Source organism: Pseudomonas petrae (assembly GCF_021728295.1).
Lineage (GTDB): Bacteria > Pseudomonadota > Gammaproteobacteria > Pseudomonadales > Pseudomonadaceae > Aquipseudomonas > Aquipseudomonas petrae.
In genome coordinates this window covers 241,985-257,873 of the sequence record NZ_JAKJXE010000007.1, presented here as the reverse complement: position 1 = coordinate 257,873, position 15,889 = coordinate 241,985, and the positions used below count along the sequence as shown (strand labels likewise).

The 15,889-nt window shown below is 61.1% G+C and carries 13 protein-coding genes; 5 read left to right on the top strand and 8 right to left on the bottom strand.

Features of this window, described 5'->3' with window-relative positions:
• Positions 1-41 precede the first annotated feature (41 nt).
• From L4G42_RS14535 to L4G42_RS14505, 7 genes are all read right to left on the bottom strand, one after another.
• Positions 42-1,421 carry a DUF3426 domain-containing protein gene (locus L4G42_RS14535; RefSeq protein ID WP_237251941.1) on the bottom strand — a complete coding sequence of 460 codons (1,380 nt, stop codon included), beginning with the start codon at positions 1,419-1,421 and terminating at the stop codon, positions 42-44.
• A gap of 55 nt (positions 1,422-1,476) precedes the next feature.
• Positions 1,477-2,355, bottom strand: coding sequence for a 50S ribosomal protein L11 methyltransferase (prmA, locus tag L4G42_RS14530; RefSeq protein ID WP_237251942.1), 879 nt, complete (start codon positions 2,353-2,355; stop codon positions 1,477-1,479).
• A gap of 327 nt (positions 2,356-2,682) precedes the next feature.
• Positions 2,683-4,032, bottom strand: coding sequence for an acetyl-CoA carboxylase biotin carboxylase subunit (accC, locus tag L4G42_RS14525; RefSeq protein ID WP_237251943.1), 1,350 nt, complete (start codon positions 4,030-4,032; stop codon positions 2,683-2,685).
• A gap of 17 nt (positions 4,033-4,049) precedes the next feature.
• Positions 4,050-4,505 carry an acetyl-CoA carboxylase biotin carboxyl carrier protein gene (gene accB / locus L4G42_RS14520; RefSeq protein ID WP_237251944.1) on the bottom strand — a complete coding sequence of 152 codons (456 nt, stop codon included), beginning with the start codon at positions 4,503-4,505 and terminating at the stop codon, positions 4,050-4,052.
• 80 nt (positions 4,506-4,585) lie between these two features.
• Positions 4,586-5,038: a type II 3-dehydroquinate dehydratase gene (gene aroQ, locus L4G42_RS14515; RefSeq protein ID WP_237251945.1), complete on the bottom strand. Its 453-nt coding sequence runs from the start codon at positions 5,036-5,038 to the stop codon at positions 4,586-4,588.
• Between the two features lie 152 nt (positions 5,039-5,190).
• Positions 5,191-6,975 carry a protein-disulfide reductase DsbD gene (locus tag L4G42_RS14510; RefSeq protein WP_237259280.1) on the bottom strand — a complete coding sequence of 595 codons (1,785 nt, stop codon included), beginning with the start codon at positions 6,973-6,975 and terminating at the stop codon, positions 5,191-5,193.
• A 116-nt stretch (positions 6,976-7,091) separates the two neighbouring features.
• The gene (locus L4G42_RS14505; protein WP_237251947.1) at positions 7,092-8,756 is read right to left on the bottom strand and encodes a GGDEF domain-containing response regulator; all 1,665 of its coding nucleotides are present in this window, start codon (positions 8,754-8,756) and stop codon (positions 7,092-7,094) included.
• 509 nt (positions 8,757-9,265) lie between these two features.
• Here L4G42_RS14505 and L4G42_RS14500 point away from each other — a divergent pair.
• From L4G42_RS14500 to L4G42_RS14480, 5 genes are all read left to right on the top strand, one after another.
• Positions 9,266-10,357: a DUF2333 family protein gene (locus L4G42_RS14500; RefSeq protein ID WP_065987724.1), complete on the top strand. Its 1,092-nt coding sequence runs from the start codon at positions 9,266-9,268 to the stop codon at positions 10,355-10,357.
• Positions 10,358-10,360: 3 nt separating this feature from the next.
• A complete protein-coding gene (locus tag L4G42_RS14495) occupies positions 10,361-10,906 on the top strand; it encodes an NUDIX hydrolase (RefSeq protein ID WP_237251948.1) in 546 nt (181 codons plus the stop codon).
• A 163-nt stretch (positions 10,907-11,069) separates the two neighbouring features.
• Positions 11,070-11,441: a translation initiation factor Sui1 gene (locus L4G42_RS14490; RefSeq protein ID WP_237251949.1), complete on the top strand. Its 372-nt coding sequence runs from the start codon at positions 11,070-11,072 to the stop codon at positions 11,439-11,441.
• A gap of 183 nt (positions 11,442-11,624) precedes the next feature.
• Positions 11,625-13,538 (top strand): arginine decarboxylase, encoded by a 1,914-nt coding sequence (gene speA, locus L4G42_RS14485; RefSeq protein WP_237251950.1) that lies wholly within the window; start codon positions 11,625-11,627, stop codon positions 13,536-13,538.
• Positions 13,539-13,661: 123 nt separating this feature from the next.
• Positions 13,662-14,555 (top strand): alpha/beta hydrolase, encoded by an 894-nt coding sequence (locus L4G42_RS14480; RefSeq protein ID WP_237251951.1) that lies wholly within the window; start codon positions 13,662-13,664, stop codon positions 14,553-14,555.
• Here the strand turns inward: L4G42_RS14480 and L4G42_RS14475 are convergent.
• On the bottom strand, positions 14,545-15,885 hold the full coding sequence (locus L4G42_RS14475; protein ID WP_237251952.1) for an MATE family efflux transporter: 1,341 nt from the start codon (positions 15,883-15,885) through the stop codon (positions 14,545-14,547). The two genes, L4G42_RS14480 and L4G42_RS14475, sit on opposite strands and share 11 nt — an antisense overlap.
• Positions 15,886-15,889: the final 4 nt, after the last annotated feature.

Below are 15,889 nucleotides of genomic sequence, written 5' to 3'. Positions count from 1 at the left end.
GTGCTGCATTTCGGTGCGGAAAAACCGCTGCGCGCGACGTTTTACTCCGGCGAACGAAAGCTCAGGCTGTAGTTCGCCGCCTTTGGGCCCGGGTCGAGAATGTCCAGTGCGATATGGATCGGCGTCTGTGGCGGCATTTCGTCCTTGCCCGCCAGCTCGCCGCTCAGGTACTCGCCCGGTTTGAATCGACGGCTGGCGATCAGTTGACCCGTCGCATCGGCAAAGCGTAGTTCGAGCAGCGGGAACGGCTGGGAAAAGGACGCACGGTTATAGATGATCGCGTCGACCACCAGTGCGCCTTGAAATTCGGGGTGGCTGCGCACGACAAGGTTGCTGCTCTTGAGCAGTTTGATATCGACCTTGGACGGGACTTTGCAGCCGAGTGTCGGGCACAGCTCCATAAAAACGGGGCGGTACTGATCCTGTCGCGCCAGCTCCTCGAAGTGGTAGGCAATGTACTGGCCGGCCAGTGCGCCCAGCGCAATCAGGATCAACAGCATCCACAGCAGACGCCGCCCCCAGCGCGGTTTGGGCTTCTGCCAGGATAACTGCAGCGGGTCATCCGTCAGGTCGACCAGCGCCCTGTCCCGCAGGCCCGGTTCGTTGCGGCCGCCACGCTTGCCGTCGGCAGACGCGCGCGGAGGCTCATCGTCGTCCTCATCCTGACGTGCGCTGAGGCGATCCTGATCGTTGTGGGTATCCAGGGCAGAGAAACGTTCCGACGACGGCTGATCGTCAGCTTCGGCTTGAGGCTTGAGCGAGTGGGGGCGAGCGGGTTCGTCGTCCAGATCGTCCGGGGTCAGCGAGAATGAAGGCTCGGTACGATGGCGGTCGCGCTGGTTGATCGGTTCTTCCAGCGGGCCTTCGTCTATCGAGTGGTCGGTGTGCTCTTCGCGTTCCTCGACGACTTCGGCACGCAGTTCGGGCAACCGGTCGACATCGTCGTGACTCATGCCGTGGGCCCACGACTCCTGCGCGACGTCAGGCTCGTCGCGTCGGGCGCTGAAGGACTCGACTTCGTCGTGATCGCGCGCTTTGCTGACCCGCCCGAAGGACTCGGGCAGCTGAATCTCGCGCTGTTCGAGACGGGCCAATTCCACGTCGAGGTCGTCCAGGTCCAGGCTGTCCAGGTCGACATCACGCTCTTCACGCTTGACCGGCAGTGGCGCTGGCTGGGTGACGACGAGGGACTGCGGCGCGAGGATTTCCGGCTTTTTCTCAACGTTTTCGGCGTTTGGCGCGGAGGGCGACGGCGTTTCCGGCGTTGTCCCGCCGCGTTGTTCCAACAGCTGTTTCGCGGCGTTGAACACCTGCAGGCATGAGCCACAGCGCACCATGCCTCGGGCCACGCTCAACTGAGCGTGACTGACGCGGAAACTGGTCTGGCAATGCGGGCACTGTGTGACGAAGCTGTCGGTCATGCGGGTATCCGGGGTTAAAGAGCGCCTGGTGGTTGGATCTTAGGGCAACTGGCTGTCAGCGGCGACGACCGGTGATCCGTACCCAGCCCTCGCGGTTGGCGATCGGGTCCAGCTCGAAGGTATCAGCGTAAGCGGCAGCGACTTCATCGCCTTGCTCGGCAAGGATGCCGGACAGCGCCAGACGGCCACCTTGTTTGACCAGGCTCGCCAACTGCGTCGCCAGAGAAACCAGCGGGCCCGCGAGGATGTTGGCCACGAGCACGTCGGCCGGCACCTGGGGCAGGTCTTCAGGCAAGTACAACGGGAATTTCTCGGCCGGGACGTTGTTGCGGCCGGCGTTGTCGCGCGAGGCTTCAAGGGCCTGGACGTCGATATCGGTGCCGACGGCTTGTTCAGCGCCCAGCAGCAGTGCGGCGATGGCGAGAATGCCGGAGCCGCAGCCGAAATCCAGCACGTTGCAGCCGGCGAGGTCCTGGCCGTCGAGCCACTCGAGGCACAACGCAGTGGTCGGATGGGTACCCGTGCCGAATGCGAGGCCAGGGTCGAGCAACAGATTGACCGCTTCCGGCTCCGGCGCGGCGTGCCAGCTCGGCACGATCCACAGCCGCTGGCCGAAGCGCATCGGGTTGAAGTTGTCCATCCAGCTGCGTTCCCAGTCCTGATCTTCGATCACTTCGTGGGTGTGTTCCGGCAGCTCGGCGTCGGTGAGCAATCTCAGGTGAGCGAGTACGTGATCGGCATCGGTGTCGGCTTCGAACAGCGCCAGCAGGTGCGTGTGCGACCACAGCGGCGTGGTGTTCAGCTCTGGCTCGAAGATCGGCTGGTCTTCAGCGTCCATGAACGTCACCGATACGGCGCCGACTTCAAGCAGGGCGTCTTCGTAGGTTTCGGCTTGTTCTGGGCTAATGGCGAGACGGACTTGCAGCCAAGGCATGGCGGGTGACCTTCGAGTTGGAAAATTGAACGGCGGCCGACGGCCACGAAAGACCGGCAAGTTTACGGGGTTCGCGGGGAAACAACAAAGTGGGTGTGGCGATCTGTGGCGTGCGTGTGATTCTGGCGGGGGAAGGTGAATAGGTAGGACCGGCTTTAGCCGGGAAGGCGTCAGTGTTCACACCGCAAAGGTGATGGCGATCGCAGCGGCCTCTTCCCGGCTGAAGCCGGTCCTACAAATGAGACGGCTCAAACCCAGGTGGCAGGGTCCAGAAACAACAAAGCCGCTCGAAAGCGGCTTTGTTGGTCTGTAGCACTTACTGGCAGATCAATGCTTGTCAGCCGCCAGCTTGTGTTCCAGGTAGTGGATGTTGACGCCGCCTTCGCAGAAGCCTTCATCGCGGGTCAGATCACGGTGCAGCGGGATGTTGGTCTTGATCCCGTCGACCACGATTTCGTCCAGGGCGTTACGCATGCGCGCCATGGCTTCGTCGCGGGTTGCGCCCCAGGTGATCAGCTTGCCGATCAACGAGTCGTAGTTGGACGGAACCTTGTAGCCGCTGTAGAGGTGCGAATCCACACGCACGCCATTACCGCCTGGCGCATGGAAATGCTTGACCAGGCCCGGGCTCGGGACAAAGGTCTTCGGATCTTCAGCGTTGATCCGGCATTCCAGCGCATGCCCGGTGATGACCACGTCATCCTGGGTATACGACAGTTTGTTGCCGGCGGCGATGCTGAGCATCTCCTTGACGATGTCGATACCGGTGACCATCTCCGAAACCGGGTGCTCCACCTGAACACGGGTGTTCATTTCGATGAAGTAGAAGCGGCCGTTCTCGTACAGGAACTCGAACGTGCCGGCGCCACGGTAGCCGATGTCGATGCACGCTTTGACACAGGCCGCGAACACATCTTTGCGGGCCTGTTCGTCGATGAACGGCGCCGGCGCTTCTTCCAGGACCTTCTGGTGACGGCGCTGCAAGGAGCAATCGCGATCGCCCAGATGAATCGCCTGGCCCTGACCGTCGGAAATCACCTGCACTTCCACGTGACGCGGATTGGTCAGGTATTTTTCCAGGTAGACCATCGGGTTGCTGAACCACGCAGCCGCTTCAGCACGGGTCTGCTTGGCCGCTTCGATCAGGTCTTCTTCTTTGTGCACCACGCGCATGCCGCGACCGCCGCCGCCGCCAGCGGCCTTGATGATCACCGGATAGCCGACTTCACGGCCAATGCGCAACGCAGTTTCTTCGTCTTCTGGCAACGGGCCGTCGGAACCGGGAACGGTCGGCACGTTGGCAAGCTTCATGGCGTCCTTGGCGGAAACCTTGTCGCCCATCAGGCGAATGGTTTCGGCTTTCGGGCCGATGAAGGCGAAGCCGGATTTCTCTACCTGCTCGGCAAAGTCTGCGTTTTCCGCGAGGAAACCGTAGCCCGGGTGAATCGCCGTGGCGCCAGTCAGCTCTGCAGCCGAAATAATGGCCGGAATGTTCAGGTACGACAGGTTGGCTGGCGCCGGGCCAATACAGACGGTTTCGTCTGCCAGGCCAAGGTGCATCAGCTCACGGTCTGCCGTGGAATGGACCGCGACGGTCTTGATGCCCAGTTCTTTACAGGCACGCAAGATGCGCAAGGCGATTTCGCCGCGGTTGGCGATCAGGACTTTTTCCAACATCGCAGGCTCTCCCCGGTTCAAACGATGGTGAACAGCGGCTGGTCATACTCAACCGGCTGACCGTTTTCTACCAGGATGGATTCGATCGTGCCGCTGACTTCAGCTTCGATGTGGTTCATCATTTTCATCGCTTCAACGATGCAGATGGTGTCGCCTTTCTTGACGGTCTTGCCGACTTCAACGAACGCTGGCGAGCCAGGCGCCGGAGTACGGTAGAACGTACCGACCATTGGCGATTTGATGACGCTGCCGTTGTACTTCGGAGCAGAAGGCGCTTCAGCGGCGGCGGCCACTGGCGCTGCAACCGGGGCAGGTGCCGGAGCGGCAACCGGGGCAGGCGCGTAGTACTGCTGTGCTGGAGTCTTGCTGTGACGGCTGATCCGTACGGATTCTTCGCCTTCACGGATTTCCAGTTCGTCGATGCCGGACTCTTCCAGCAATTCGATCAGTTTCTTGACTTTACGGATATCCATTAATCATCAACTCCCAAGGGACGGTCAGGGGGATTTGGTAGCCGGTTCCGGCGGTCTGGCTCAGTACGGGACTGTGCCGTTCACGCCTTCGAACTATTGGCCAATTGTTCCAGGGCGGCCTCCAGGGCCAGTCGGTAACCGCTGGCGCCAAGGCCGCAGATCACGCCTACAGCAACATCTGAAAAGTAGGAGTGATGGCGGAAAGGTTCGCGCTTGTGCACGTTTGAAAGGTGCACTTCGATGAATGGGATGCTCACTCCCAGCAACGCGTCACGTATCGCAACGCTTGTGTGCGTAAAAGCAGCCGGATTGATCAGGATGAAGTCCACGCCTTCATCGCGTGCAGCGTGGATGCGGTCGATCAATTCGTATTCAGCGTTGCTCTGCAGGTACATCAGATGGTGACCGGCTTCGCGCGCACGCTGTTCCAGGTCCTGGTTGATATCGGCCAACGTGATCGAGCCATAGATCCCCGGTTCACGGGTCCCCAGCAGGTTCAGGTTAGGTCCGTGAAGAACCAGAAAAGTCGCCATCGAGTGTTCCTTGTTGTTCGCGTTTTCGACGCTCACGCACAGAGTGAGCCGCTGATGGGCAGCGACTATGCCGGAAAGTACGATGGACTGTCCAGTTACCCACAATATTCAGCACGATGCCCGATGTTCGCGCGAAGTTTGTGACCATGGCGCTAAATTTGGTCATTTGCTCTAGAAAGCCGCTCTGCGAACGCCTGGACGTCGATTTCGCCGACGACGCGCACATTTTCCAGCTCGTTGCCGTTTTTTCCAAAAAACAGCAGCGCGGGAGGGCCAAACAGTTTGTAGCGATCCAGCAACGCGCGTTGCTCGGCGTTGCTGTCAGTCATGTCGAAACGGATCAGCCTGAAAGCGCCCAACTGGCTGACGATTTTCGGATCCGGCAGAACCTCATGCTCGATGACCTTGCAGCTGATGCACCAGTCGGCGTACCAGTCGACCAGCACCGCTTGGCCCGCGCTTTTCGACTCCTCAAGGATTCGGTCCAGTTCGCTGGCCTGGGTCACGGTCTGCCAGCGGCTTTCCGAGGTCGGTTGAGCACGGCCCGAAATGATCTGGGATTGACCCAGAGGACGCAGCGGGTCGGTCTGACCGCTTAACGCGCCGTACCAGCAGGCAAGGGCATAAACCAGCAAGAACAGGCCAAGCAATTGAGCGAGGCGGCCCCGCGTGGTCTTTTGCCCAAACTCAAGCACCCCCAGGAAAAGCGCAACGCCGGCCCATAGCAGCCCGATCAACAGCAACGTGGCCTGCCCCGGAATCACCCGGCTGAGCAAACCGATGGCGAGGGCCAGCAACAGCACGCCGATGGCGTTCTTTACAGCGACCAGCCACGGCCCGCTTTTAGGCAGCCACGCCGCGCCGCCCGTTGCCACCAGCACCAGCGGGGTGCCCATGCCCAGGCCCAGAACGAACAGTTTCAAGGCCCCGCCCAGCGCATCGCCGCTCGCGCTTATATAAAGCAGTGCGCCGGCCAATGGTGCAGAGACACAAGGCGAGACCAGCAGGCTTGATACCACGCCCAGAACTGCCGCTCCCCACAGAGACCCGCCCTGCGTATTGCCGGCGATGCGGTCCAGTCGGTCATTGAGCGCGCGGGGCAGGCGAAGCTCGAACGCGCCGAACATGGCGACGGCAAACAGCGCAAAGAACCCGGCGAACGGCACGAGCACCCACGCCGATTGCAGACGCGCCTGCAGATTCAGGCTGGCGCCAAACATGCCCATCACTGCGCCAAGGATGGCAAAGCAGATTGCCATCGGCAGCACGTAGGCCAAGGACAAAGAGAAGCCGCGCAGCCCGCCGATCTGCCCGCGCAGGACCACGCCAGAGAGGATCGGCAGCATCGGCAACACGCACGGCGTAAAGGTCAGCCCGACGCCAGCGAGGAAAAACAGCGCCAGTTGTTTCCAGCTGAACTCGACGTTGGCGACCTCGCCAGCGAGTGGGGTATCGGACGCTGCAGGGCTCGCGCCGCCAATGCTCAGACGCTCGGTTTCCGGCGGATAGCAGAGCCCTTTGTCCGCGCAGCCCTGATAGGTGACGACAAGTGTAAAAGGGCGGGTGTCGCCGGCTTTGCGCGGCAGGTTGACATCGAGAATGCCGTGATACACCTCGACGTCGCCGAAGTACTCATCGGGTTTCTTTTCGCCGTCCGGGAGTTGCGCAGCGCCGAGGCCGATGTCGGCGGGCTCGGTGCGGAACTGAAAGCGATGGCGATACAGATAGTAGCCTTCGGTGGCGACAAACTGCAGCTTGATGGACTCAGGGGTGGTGTCGCTCAGGTTCAGCTGGAACGCCTGACGAACCGGCAGGAAGTCTTTGCTGTTGTCGACTGCTGCGCCGCCCAGTGTGGGGCTCGATCTGTTCTCCAGAAAGCTCGCGCCGACGGCGGGCAGGGCACAGATCAGCAGTAACAGACAAAGCAGGCGGCGCATGGCGGTCTCGCATCACAGAAGTCCGCGCATGATAGCGGAGTGGCTGCGGGCGTGCAGGGAGGGCTGTAGTTCTTCGGTCAGAGCTTCGGTCTGAAAATGATGTAGGACGCAGCCAGTCAAACGATGTCCGGCTGAGTGTGTTTGCTCAGAGACGACACGGCTACCTGTACCTCTAGCCCATGCACCTGATTGCGGCCTGCTTTTTTTGCGCGGTACAGCGCTTCGTCTGCTTGCGAGGCCATCATCAGCACGTCGTCGTTCTCGGAAATTTCCACCACCCCTGCGCTGAAAGTGCAGAACAGGTCCACTGGCTGCGCGGGGTAGTGGATTTCGGCGAAGCGCTGGCGGATTTCGTCGAGCACGCGGTGGGCGGCTGACAGATCAGTGTCCGGCATGACCACGGCGAATTCCTCACCGCCATAGCGACCGATGTAGTCGGTCTTGCGCAGGCGTTGTTTGAGGAACAGCGCCAGGCTCTTGATCACCCGGTCGCCCATGGGATGGCCGTGGCTGTCGTTGACCTTCTTGAAGTGGTCGATGTCCAGCATGGCGAAGCTCAGCGGCTTGTTCTCACGCCGCGAGCGGAAGCTGCAATCTTCGAGCAATTGCAGGATGTGCGTGTGGTTGTACAAGCCGGTCAGGCTATCGCGGACCATGCGCGCCTTGAGGTTGCGAGCCCGTGCCGCGCGATTGCGCACGGTGGTGATCAGATGGCGAGGCTTGATGGGTTTGGTGAGGAAATCGTCGCCGCCTTCGCTCATCGCATCCAGCTGCTTATCCAGATCGTCTTCAGCCGAGAGGTAGATGATCGGTACGCTGACGTAGCGGTCATTGTGGCGGATCACCTTGGCCAACTCGGTGCCGGTGCAGCCGGGCATATACATGTCGAGGATGATCAGGTCAGGCTGAAAGTCGGCCAGTTCAGGCATGGTCTTGATTGGGTCGAGCAGGGTCCTGGTGACGATTCCGGCACCGTTTAGCAAGCGCTCGGTGTGCGTCGCCTGGGCGCGCGAATCGTCGATGATCAGGACCTTGTAAGGTTCGTACTGCGCGACCCGGGTCAGGATTTCAATTTTCTCCAGCAGACTTGAGGCTTCAAGCGTGCCGGTCAGAAATTCTTCGCCTCCGGCGCGCACGGCGGCGAGGCGCGTGAGCGTGTCTGTCTCGTGATGGCTAAAAAACAGCAGCGGCAGTTTTTGCTCGAGTCCTTCCTGCATCTGAGTGGCGAGCTTCAGGCCCTGGCCCGCTCCACCGAAGTCGACGTCCATGACAACGGCGGCGGGCAAGCGCTCGGCCATGGTCATGTGGAACGTGTCGACGCTGCCCAGCGACCGCGCGCTCAGGCCGAAGAATTCCAGTTGCTTGGCCAGACGCTCGCCGCGTTCATGATCCTCCAGCACGATGTAAATCGGCTTGCGCAGGGGCGGCAGGGCGGTTTGCTCAAGACGGTCGCCATGCCTGAGGCCGGTTCGGGACAGGCGTTGCATCAGGCGATTGAGGTCGGTGATCAGGGCGCTGCTCAAGCGGCCGCGGTTGGCTTCGACGTCAAGCAACGCCAGGCTGATCGCGTTGGCCAGTTGCGCGTGCTCGGCCTGCTCGAAACGTTCAGCGAATCGCAGTAGCCGCTTGTTGGCCTCGGTGAGTTCAGCCATGTCCGTTGCCGACCATTCACTTTGCTGCAGGCGTTGCCACACCTCAAGAATCTGACGAGCCTGATGGATAACGCGCTGGGCAAAGTGGTGTTTGAGCCGGTCGCGGCTCGGATCTTCTACTTCGGTCATGTTCTGACTTCTTTATAGGGGAAACCCCGATATAAATGCTGGCGCTATGCTAGCACTACTTTTCCCTAGTCAGGATGCCGCAAGTCATTTTCTCGTTATTTTTGACGGTTTTATCCGTCAAATTTCCATCTTTTGACTCATTTTGAGTGTTCGAACCAGTTGGTTCGATTCAGACGGGAAGCCTGGCCGGGTCGTGGGGAGTAAGAGAATGGATGAGGTGCCTTGAGGCGAAACCCTGGCGGCGCGCGAACTTGCCCCTTCCCGGGTAGAGCCGGTCCTACTGAATCACAAGGCCTATCCTTTCCCGGCTAAAGCGGTCCTACTGCCACCGCGCATCCCTGGCAGGACCAGTTTTAGCCGGGAAGGGGCCGGAAGGGGCAACGCAGCTAGCAGAATCCGCACGACTCAGTTGCTAAAGAATTGCACCTGCCACCACATTCCTGCCAAACGCACCTTGCTGTAAGGTTGCGGTCAGAAGCACTGAATTCCGTGATTGAAAGGACAAGGCCATGCTGGATTGGAAGAAGCGCTCGGGCAGCGCGGGAACTGAACGCGTTGACGAAAAGCCGATGGGCAAGGCGCCTCGCGGTTATTGGGGCGGCCTGTTGTTCAGTCGCGCCGTCGGCGCCGTGGTGGGCATTTATCTGGTGGTCACCGTCGTGCTCGGCATCTGGTGGAGCAGCGAACCGCCACTGTTTCCGGTCCAGCAGCAAGCCCAGGCTGCCGCGCAAAGCGAAGGCAAGCAGATGGTGCTGGGCTACACCACCGTCGAAACCCTCAAGACCGTCGCCTCCACTCTGCTGGATAAACCGGGCGGTTACATTTCCAACGACCGCTCGCCGCCCGGTCTGTGGATGGACAACATGCCGAGTTGGGAATACGGCGTGCTGGTCCAGGTGCGCGACCTGAGCCGTGCGCTGCGTAAAGACTTCGCCCGCTCGCAGTCGCAGTCCGCCGAAGATGGCGACCTGGCACGCGCCGAGCCGCTGTTCAATTTCGACAACAAGAGCTGGGTGCTGCCTTCGAGCGAGTCTCAATACCGCGACGGCATCGCTGCTTTGAGCCGCTATCAGGCGCGCCTGTCTGACCCCAATCAAAAGGGCGCGCTGTTCTACACTCGCGCTGACAACCTGAATAACTGGCTGGGCGACGTGGGCACGCGACTGGGTTCTCTGTCCCAGCGGCTTTCCGCCAGCGTGGGTCGGGTCAAGCTGAACAGCACCCTGAAAACCGAGGCGCAATCCACGGTCACGGTCAAGCCGGGCGAAGTCCCTCAGGTTGACGAAGAAATCGTTGAAACCCCATGGATGCAGATTGATAACGTCTTCTATGAAGCCCGCGGTCAGGCCTGGGCGCTCTCGCACCTGCTGCGCGCGATCGAAGTCGATTTCGCCGATGTTCTGGCGAAGAAGAACGCAACCGTCAGCGTGCGTCAGATCATTCGTGAACTGGAAGCCTCGCAAGAGCCGATCTGGAGCCCGATGATCCTCAACGGCAGCCCGTTCGGCATTTTCGCCAACCACTCGCTGGTCATGGCCAACTACCTGTCGCGTGCCAACGCGGCGGTGATTGACCTGCGTCAGCTGCTGTCGCAAGGCTGATCGATGAGTGTTTCCGATCAAGAGGCCGCCCACCGTGCGGCCTCCGACGCCGAGCTGATTGCCTGGGTCGATCGTCACGATCAATTGCTCGGCGCGCTGCCTCGGGCAGAGCTGCGTGAGCGCGGTCTCATCGGACGTGGCACCTATATCCTCTTGTTCAACTCAGCGGGCGAGTTGTGTGTGCATCGACGCACGCTGAGCAAAGCAATTTATCCCGGCCATTGGGATGTGGCGGCGGGCGGTATGGTGCAGGCCGATGAAAGCTATGAGCTCTCGGCGGCGCGTGAACTGGCGGAAGAGCTGGGCGTCTCCGGCGTACAGCTTGCGGCTCACGAGCGGTTCTTCTTCGATCAGCCGGACAACCGGCTGTGGTGCGCGGTGTTCTCGGCGGTCTGGGACGGGCCACTGGAACTGCAGCCGGAAGAAGTGCTGGAAGCGCGCTTTCTCGGCATCGACCAAGTGCTGCGCGAAACCACTGAAAAGTCTTATTGCCCGGACTCGTTGGCCGCCTTGAAGCGCTATTTGGAAGGCGTCGCAAATGTCCCGTAAATTGGCGCATATTTGCACTTAGCATCGGCGCCTTTTGCCGTTACACTGCGCGACTTTTCAAGCCGGACCGCCCTTGCGATCCGGTAGCGCCGCCCCTGCCTGAGTGGGGCTTCGCGGTCGGTTCCTGCCGGCCAGACTTCGCTCCTCAACAAGAGGATTGCCGGTGGCCAAAAAAGCCGCATCCTTCGCCGCCCTGGGTGGCCTGGTATTTTCAACCGATGCCGGTCGGCATTGTCCCGACTGCCGTCAGCCTGTCGACGCCTGCACCTGCAAAAGCACGCTCATCCCGGAAGGTGATGGCATCGCCCGCGTGCGCCGTGAAAGCAAAGGCCGCGGCGGGAAGACCGTCACGACCGTCACCGGCGTTCCGCTGGCCGAGGACGCGCTCAAGGACCTGACAAAGACGCTCAAGCAACGTTGCGGAACCGGCGGCGCGCTGAAAGATGGCGTGATCGAGATCCAGGGCGATCACGTCGAAACGCTACTGGCCGAGCTGGTCAAGCAGGGTTTCAAGGCGAAGAAGTCGGGCGGTTGAGCCGTCCGTTTCAAGCCCTTTGATTTTTGTCGTCGGTCTGGCCGCAGTCACCCATGCAAACTCTGCTGCGCAATGCGGGTCTATTGCCCCGTAGCGAGCAGGCGCCAAACCGTCATTTCCACGCTCTACACTGCGCCCAGCCGGTCAGGCCGGGGCTTTATGACTTCTCTATAGGGGACTTTGATGTCCGTACGACGCACACGCAAAGACGATGGCAGCCAATGGACCGTGGCAGACAGCCGCAGTGTCTACGGGATCCGTCATTGGGGGGCCGGTTATTTCGCAATCAATGAAGCCGGCCGCGTTGAAGTTCGCCCCAACGGGCCGACCAGCTCGCCCATCGATCTTTACGAGCAGGTGGACCAGCTGCGCAAGAGCGGCTTGTCCCTGCCATTGCTGGTGCGCTTCCCTGACATTCTGCAGGACCGCGTGCGTCAGTTGACCGGTGCGTTCGACGAGAACATCGCCCGCCTGGAATACCAGAGCAAATACACCGCGCTGTACCCGATCAAGGTCAACCAGCAGGAAGCGGTGGTGGAAAACATCATCGCTACGCAAAACGTGTCCATCGGTCTCGAAGCGGGTTCCAAGCCTGAACTGATGGCCGTGCTGGCGCTGGCGCCGAAGGGCGGCACCATCGTCTGCAACGGCTACAAGGATCGCGAGTTCATTCGTCTGGCCTTGATGGGTCAGAAGCTGGGCCACAACGTATTTATCGTCATCGAGAAAGAGTCCGAAGTCGAACTGGTCATCGAAGAAGCCGCCGAGCTGAAGGTCGCGCCGCAAGTGGGTCTGCGTGTGCGCCTGTCGTCCCTGGCTTCCAGCAAGTGGGCCGACACGGGTGGCGAGAAGTCCAAGTTTGGGCTGTCCGCCGCGCAATTGCTGTCGGTCGTCGAACGCTTCACCAAGGCAGGGCTCGATCAGGGCATTCGTCTGCTGCACTTCCATATGGGTTCGCAGATCGCCAACCTGGCTGACTACCAGCATGGTTTCAAGGAAGCAATTCGTTACTACGGCGAGCTGCGCAACCTCGGCCTGCCGGTGGACCACATCGACGTGGGCGGTGGCCTGGGTGTCGACTACGACGGTACGCATTCGCGCAACGCCAGTTCGATCAACTACGACATGGACGATTACGCCGGTGTCGTGGTCGGGATGCTCAAGGAGTTCTGCGATGCGCAGGGCCTGCCGCATCCGCACATTTTTTCGGAAAGCGGCCGTTCGCTGACCGCGCACCACGCCATGCTGGTGATCCAGGTCACGGACGTCGAGCGTCACAACGACGAAGTGCCGGAAATCACCGACAAGGAAAGCCTGCCGGAAACCCTGCAGTGGCTGATCGACCTGCTCGGCCCGACCGACATCGAAATGGTCACCGAGACCTACTGGCGCGCCACGCACTACATGAGCGACATCGCTTCCCAGTATTCCGACGGCAAGATCACCCTGGCGCAGAAAGCCTTGGGCGAGCAGTGCTACTTCGCGGTGTGCCGTCGTTTGCACAACTCGCTGAAAGCCCGCCAGCGCTCCCATCGTCAGGTGCTCGACGAACTCAACGACAAGCTGGCCGACAAGTACATCTGCAACTTCTCGGTGTTCCAGAGCCTGCCGGATACCTGGGCGATCGATCAGGTGCTGCCGATCATTCCGCTGCACCGTCTGGACGAAGAGCCGCTGCGTCGTGCCGTGCTGCAAGACCTGACCTGCGACTCCGACGGCAAGATCAATCAGTACGTCGACGAGCAGAGCATCGAGACCAGCCTGCCGGTTCACTCGTTGAACGAGGGTGAGGATTACTTGCTGGGCGTGTTCCTGGTCGGTGCGTATCAGGAAATTCTGGGCGACATGCACAACCTGTTCGGTGACACCGATTCGGTGAACATCTATCAGAATCAGGATGGCAGCGCGTATTCGGCCGGGATCGAAACCCACGACACCATCGAAGACATGCTGCGTTACGTGCATTTGTCGCCGGAAGAACTGATGACCCATTACCGGGACAAAGTTGCCAGCGCCAAGATCACCACGCGTGAACGCACGCAGTTTCTGGATGCGTTGCGTCTGGGCCTGACGCGGTCTTCCTACCTGTCGTCGTGATGATGCAGGCGATCTGAAAAAACGGGCCCCGGTGGCCCGTTTTCTTCGTTTGCAATGCTAATCGGCGCGTACCGGCGTCATCCTGCACGCACGGCCTCCTCCAGTATTTTATGAGAATGAACGATGATCAAGCTGGCGCTCAAAGCAGTGTTTACCGCTTGGCTGATGACAGTGTTGATGGCCTGCTCGCCGTTGAAGGTGCTCAACGCGTTCACCCCAGGCAACACGTTCAGCAGAGCGTCCGACCTGGCGTACGGCCCGGACCCGCGCAATAAACTCGATGTCTACACGCCCAAAGATGCAGCGCCGGACGCGCCGGTCGTCGTGTTCTTCTATGGCGGCAGCTGGACCAGCGGATCGCGGGGTGACTACGCCTTCGTCGGTGAGGCGCTCGCGTCCCGGGGCATCGTTGCGGTACTTGCCGATTACCGGCTGTACCCACAAGTGCATTACCAGGAGCTGCTGCAGGACAGCGCCCAGGCAGTGGGCTGGACCCGCGAGCACATTCGTCAGTTCGGCGGGGATCCGGCGAAGTTGTATGTGATGGGCCACAGTGCCGGGGCCTACAACGCGGCAATGCTGGCCCTCGATCCGCAATGGCTGGCGGCTGCGGGCACGACGCCTTCCATCATCAAGGGCTGGATCGGTCTGGCCGGACCCTATGATTTCCTGCCCATCGAAGACCCGGAGGTGAAGCCGGTGTTTTACTTCCCGAATTCGCCACCCGACTCCCAGCCGATCAACCATGTCAGTGCAGCGTCACCGCCGGCGCTGCTGCTCGCTTCCGCCGATGACACGGAGGTAAACCCGCAACGCAACACGGGGGGCATGGCCAGTCGTTTGCGCGCTCAGGGCGTGTCAGTGCGCGAGCTGTATTTCGCTCGCACCAACCACCGCACGCTGGTGGGTGCATTTGCCAGGCCGTTACGCAGCCTCGCGCCGGTGCTGGAGGAAGTTGTAGCGTTCATCCACGCCCAGGATCAGGCGCAGGTGTCGAGCGTTTCGGTCAGCCATTGAACCAACCGCCGCTGCGATTCAAGCGCCTGGCCAGATACCCCAGCGTCAGCGCTCTCAATGCCATGAACAGCAAGAACACCAGCCACAGACCGTGGTTGCCGAACCCGCTTGCCAGCCAGGCGAACGGTGCGGTGATCACTGCCGTGACGACCATCGCGTTGCGCATCTCGCGGGCACGGGTTGCGCCGATGAACAGGCCGTCGAGCAAATAACTCCAGACCGCTACAAAGGGCAGCACGGCGAGATAAGGCAGATAGATGAAAGCGATGTCGCGCACTGCCGCGATGTCGGTTTGCATCTCGATGAACAGGTGCCCGCCCAGCAGAAACAGCCCCACAAACGCGACGCTGCACATCAGCGACCAGCCTCCGGAGACATTCAACGAGCGCCGTAGCGCCTCGCGGTCCCGTGCGCCGATGGCGTGTCCGCACAGCGCTTCCACGGCATGGGCCAGTCCGTCCAAGGCGTGCGCCACGAGCAACAGCCCGTTGAGCAGCAGCGCATTGGCGGCCACGGTCGCATCGCCCAGTCGCGCGCCTTGCACGGTGATCAAAAAAAACACCGATTGCAGAATCAGGCTGCGAATGAAGATGTCGCGGTTAACCGTGAGCAGCGGCCGCCAGCTCTGCCAGCGCTTGAGCGCGGACACTGCCACCTGTCCCGGATACGCGCGCAGCCCTCTGTGGGTGAGGGCAAGGCCAAGCAGCGCGCCGGTCCATTCGGCGATGACCGACGCCCGTGCGCTGCCGACCACGCCCCAGTCCAGGCCCATGACGAACCACAGGTTCAGCGCGATGTTGACCAAGTTGGTTGTCAGCAGAATGGCCAGCGGCGCTCGGGCGTTCTGCAGCCCCAGGAACCAGCCCACCAGCGCGTAACTCGCCAGCGCTGCCGGCAGTCCAAACAGCCGGGTGTGGAAAAAGTCGCGGGTCAGGTCGGTGAGATCATCGGAGGGCTGCATCATTTCCAGCGCCAGGTGCTGGAAGGGCAAGCCGATCAGCCCCAGCAGCACAGAAAACCCCATCGCCAGCAGCAAACCCTGCAACAGCACCTGCCGTAGCGCCGCGCCATCATTGCGCCCGGCGGCCTGGGCGGCGAAACCGGTCGTGCCCATGCGCAGAAAACCCATCGCCCACGCGAGAAAGCTGTACAGCGTGCCGCCGACCGCCACAGCCCCGAGTTGGTGGGGGTGGGGCAGATGGCCGATGACCGTACTGTCGACCAGCGAAACCAGCGGCACGGAGATATTAGACAGGATCATCGGTGCGGCCAGCGCCCACACCTGCCGATGCGTCGCACGCTGACGCCAGTCGTTGAAGAAGTTGGACATGAAG

Bases quoted from the DNA above. Each gene is read 5' to 3' on its own strand.
- L4G42_RS14505 (WP_237251947.1), bottom strand. From the start codon at position 8,756: ATGACCGAAGTAGAAGATCCGAGCCGCGACCGGCTCAAACACCACTTT.
- speA (WP_237251950.1), top strand. From the start codon at position 11,625: ATGTCCGTACGACGCACACGCAAAGACGATGGCAGCCAATGGACCGTG.
- accB (WP_237251944.1), bottom strand. From the start codon at position 4,505: ATGGATATCCGTAAAGTCAAGAAACTGATCGAATTGCTGGAAGAGTCC.
- L4G42_RS14500 (WP_065987724.1), top strand. From the start codon at position 9,266: ATGCTGGATTGGAAGAAGCGCTCGGGCAGCGCGGGAACTGAACGCGTT.
- L4G42_RS14510 (WP_237259280.1), bottom strand. From the start codon at position 6,975: ATGCGCCGCCTGCTTTGTCTGTTACTGCTGATCTGTGCCCTGCCCGCC.
- accC (WP_237251943.1), bottom strand. From the start codon at position 4,032: ATGTTGGAAAAAGTCCTGATCGCCAACCGCGGCGAAATCGCCTTGCGC.
- L4G42_RS14495 (WP_237251948.1), top strand. From the start codon at position 10,361: ATGAGTGTTTCCGATCAAGAGGCCGCCCACCGTGCGGCCTCCGACGCC.
- L4G42_RS14475 (WP_237251952.1), bottom strand. From the start codon at position 15,885: ATGTCCAACTTCTTCAACGACTGGCGTCAGCGTGCGACGCATCGGCAG.
- prmA (WP_237251942.1), bottom strand. From the start codon at position 2,355: ATGCCTTGGCTGCAAGTCCGTCTCGCCATTAGCCCAGAACAAGCCGAA.
- aroQ (WP_237251945.1), bottom strand. From the start codon at position 5,038: ATGGCGACTTTTCTGGTTCTTCACGGACCTAACCTGAACCTGCTGGGG.
- L4G42_RS14480 (WP_237251951.1), top strand. From the start codon at position 13,662: ATGATCAAGCTGGCGCTCAAAGCAGTGTTTACCGCTTGGCTGATGACA.
- L4G42_RS14535 (WP_237251941.1), bottom strand. From the start codon at position 1,421: ATGACCGACAGCTTCGTCACACAGTGCCCGCATTGCCAGACCAGTTTC.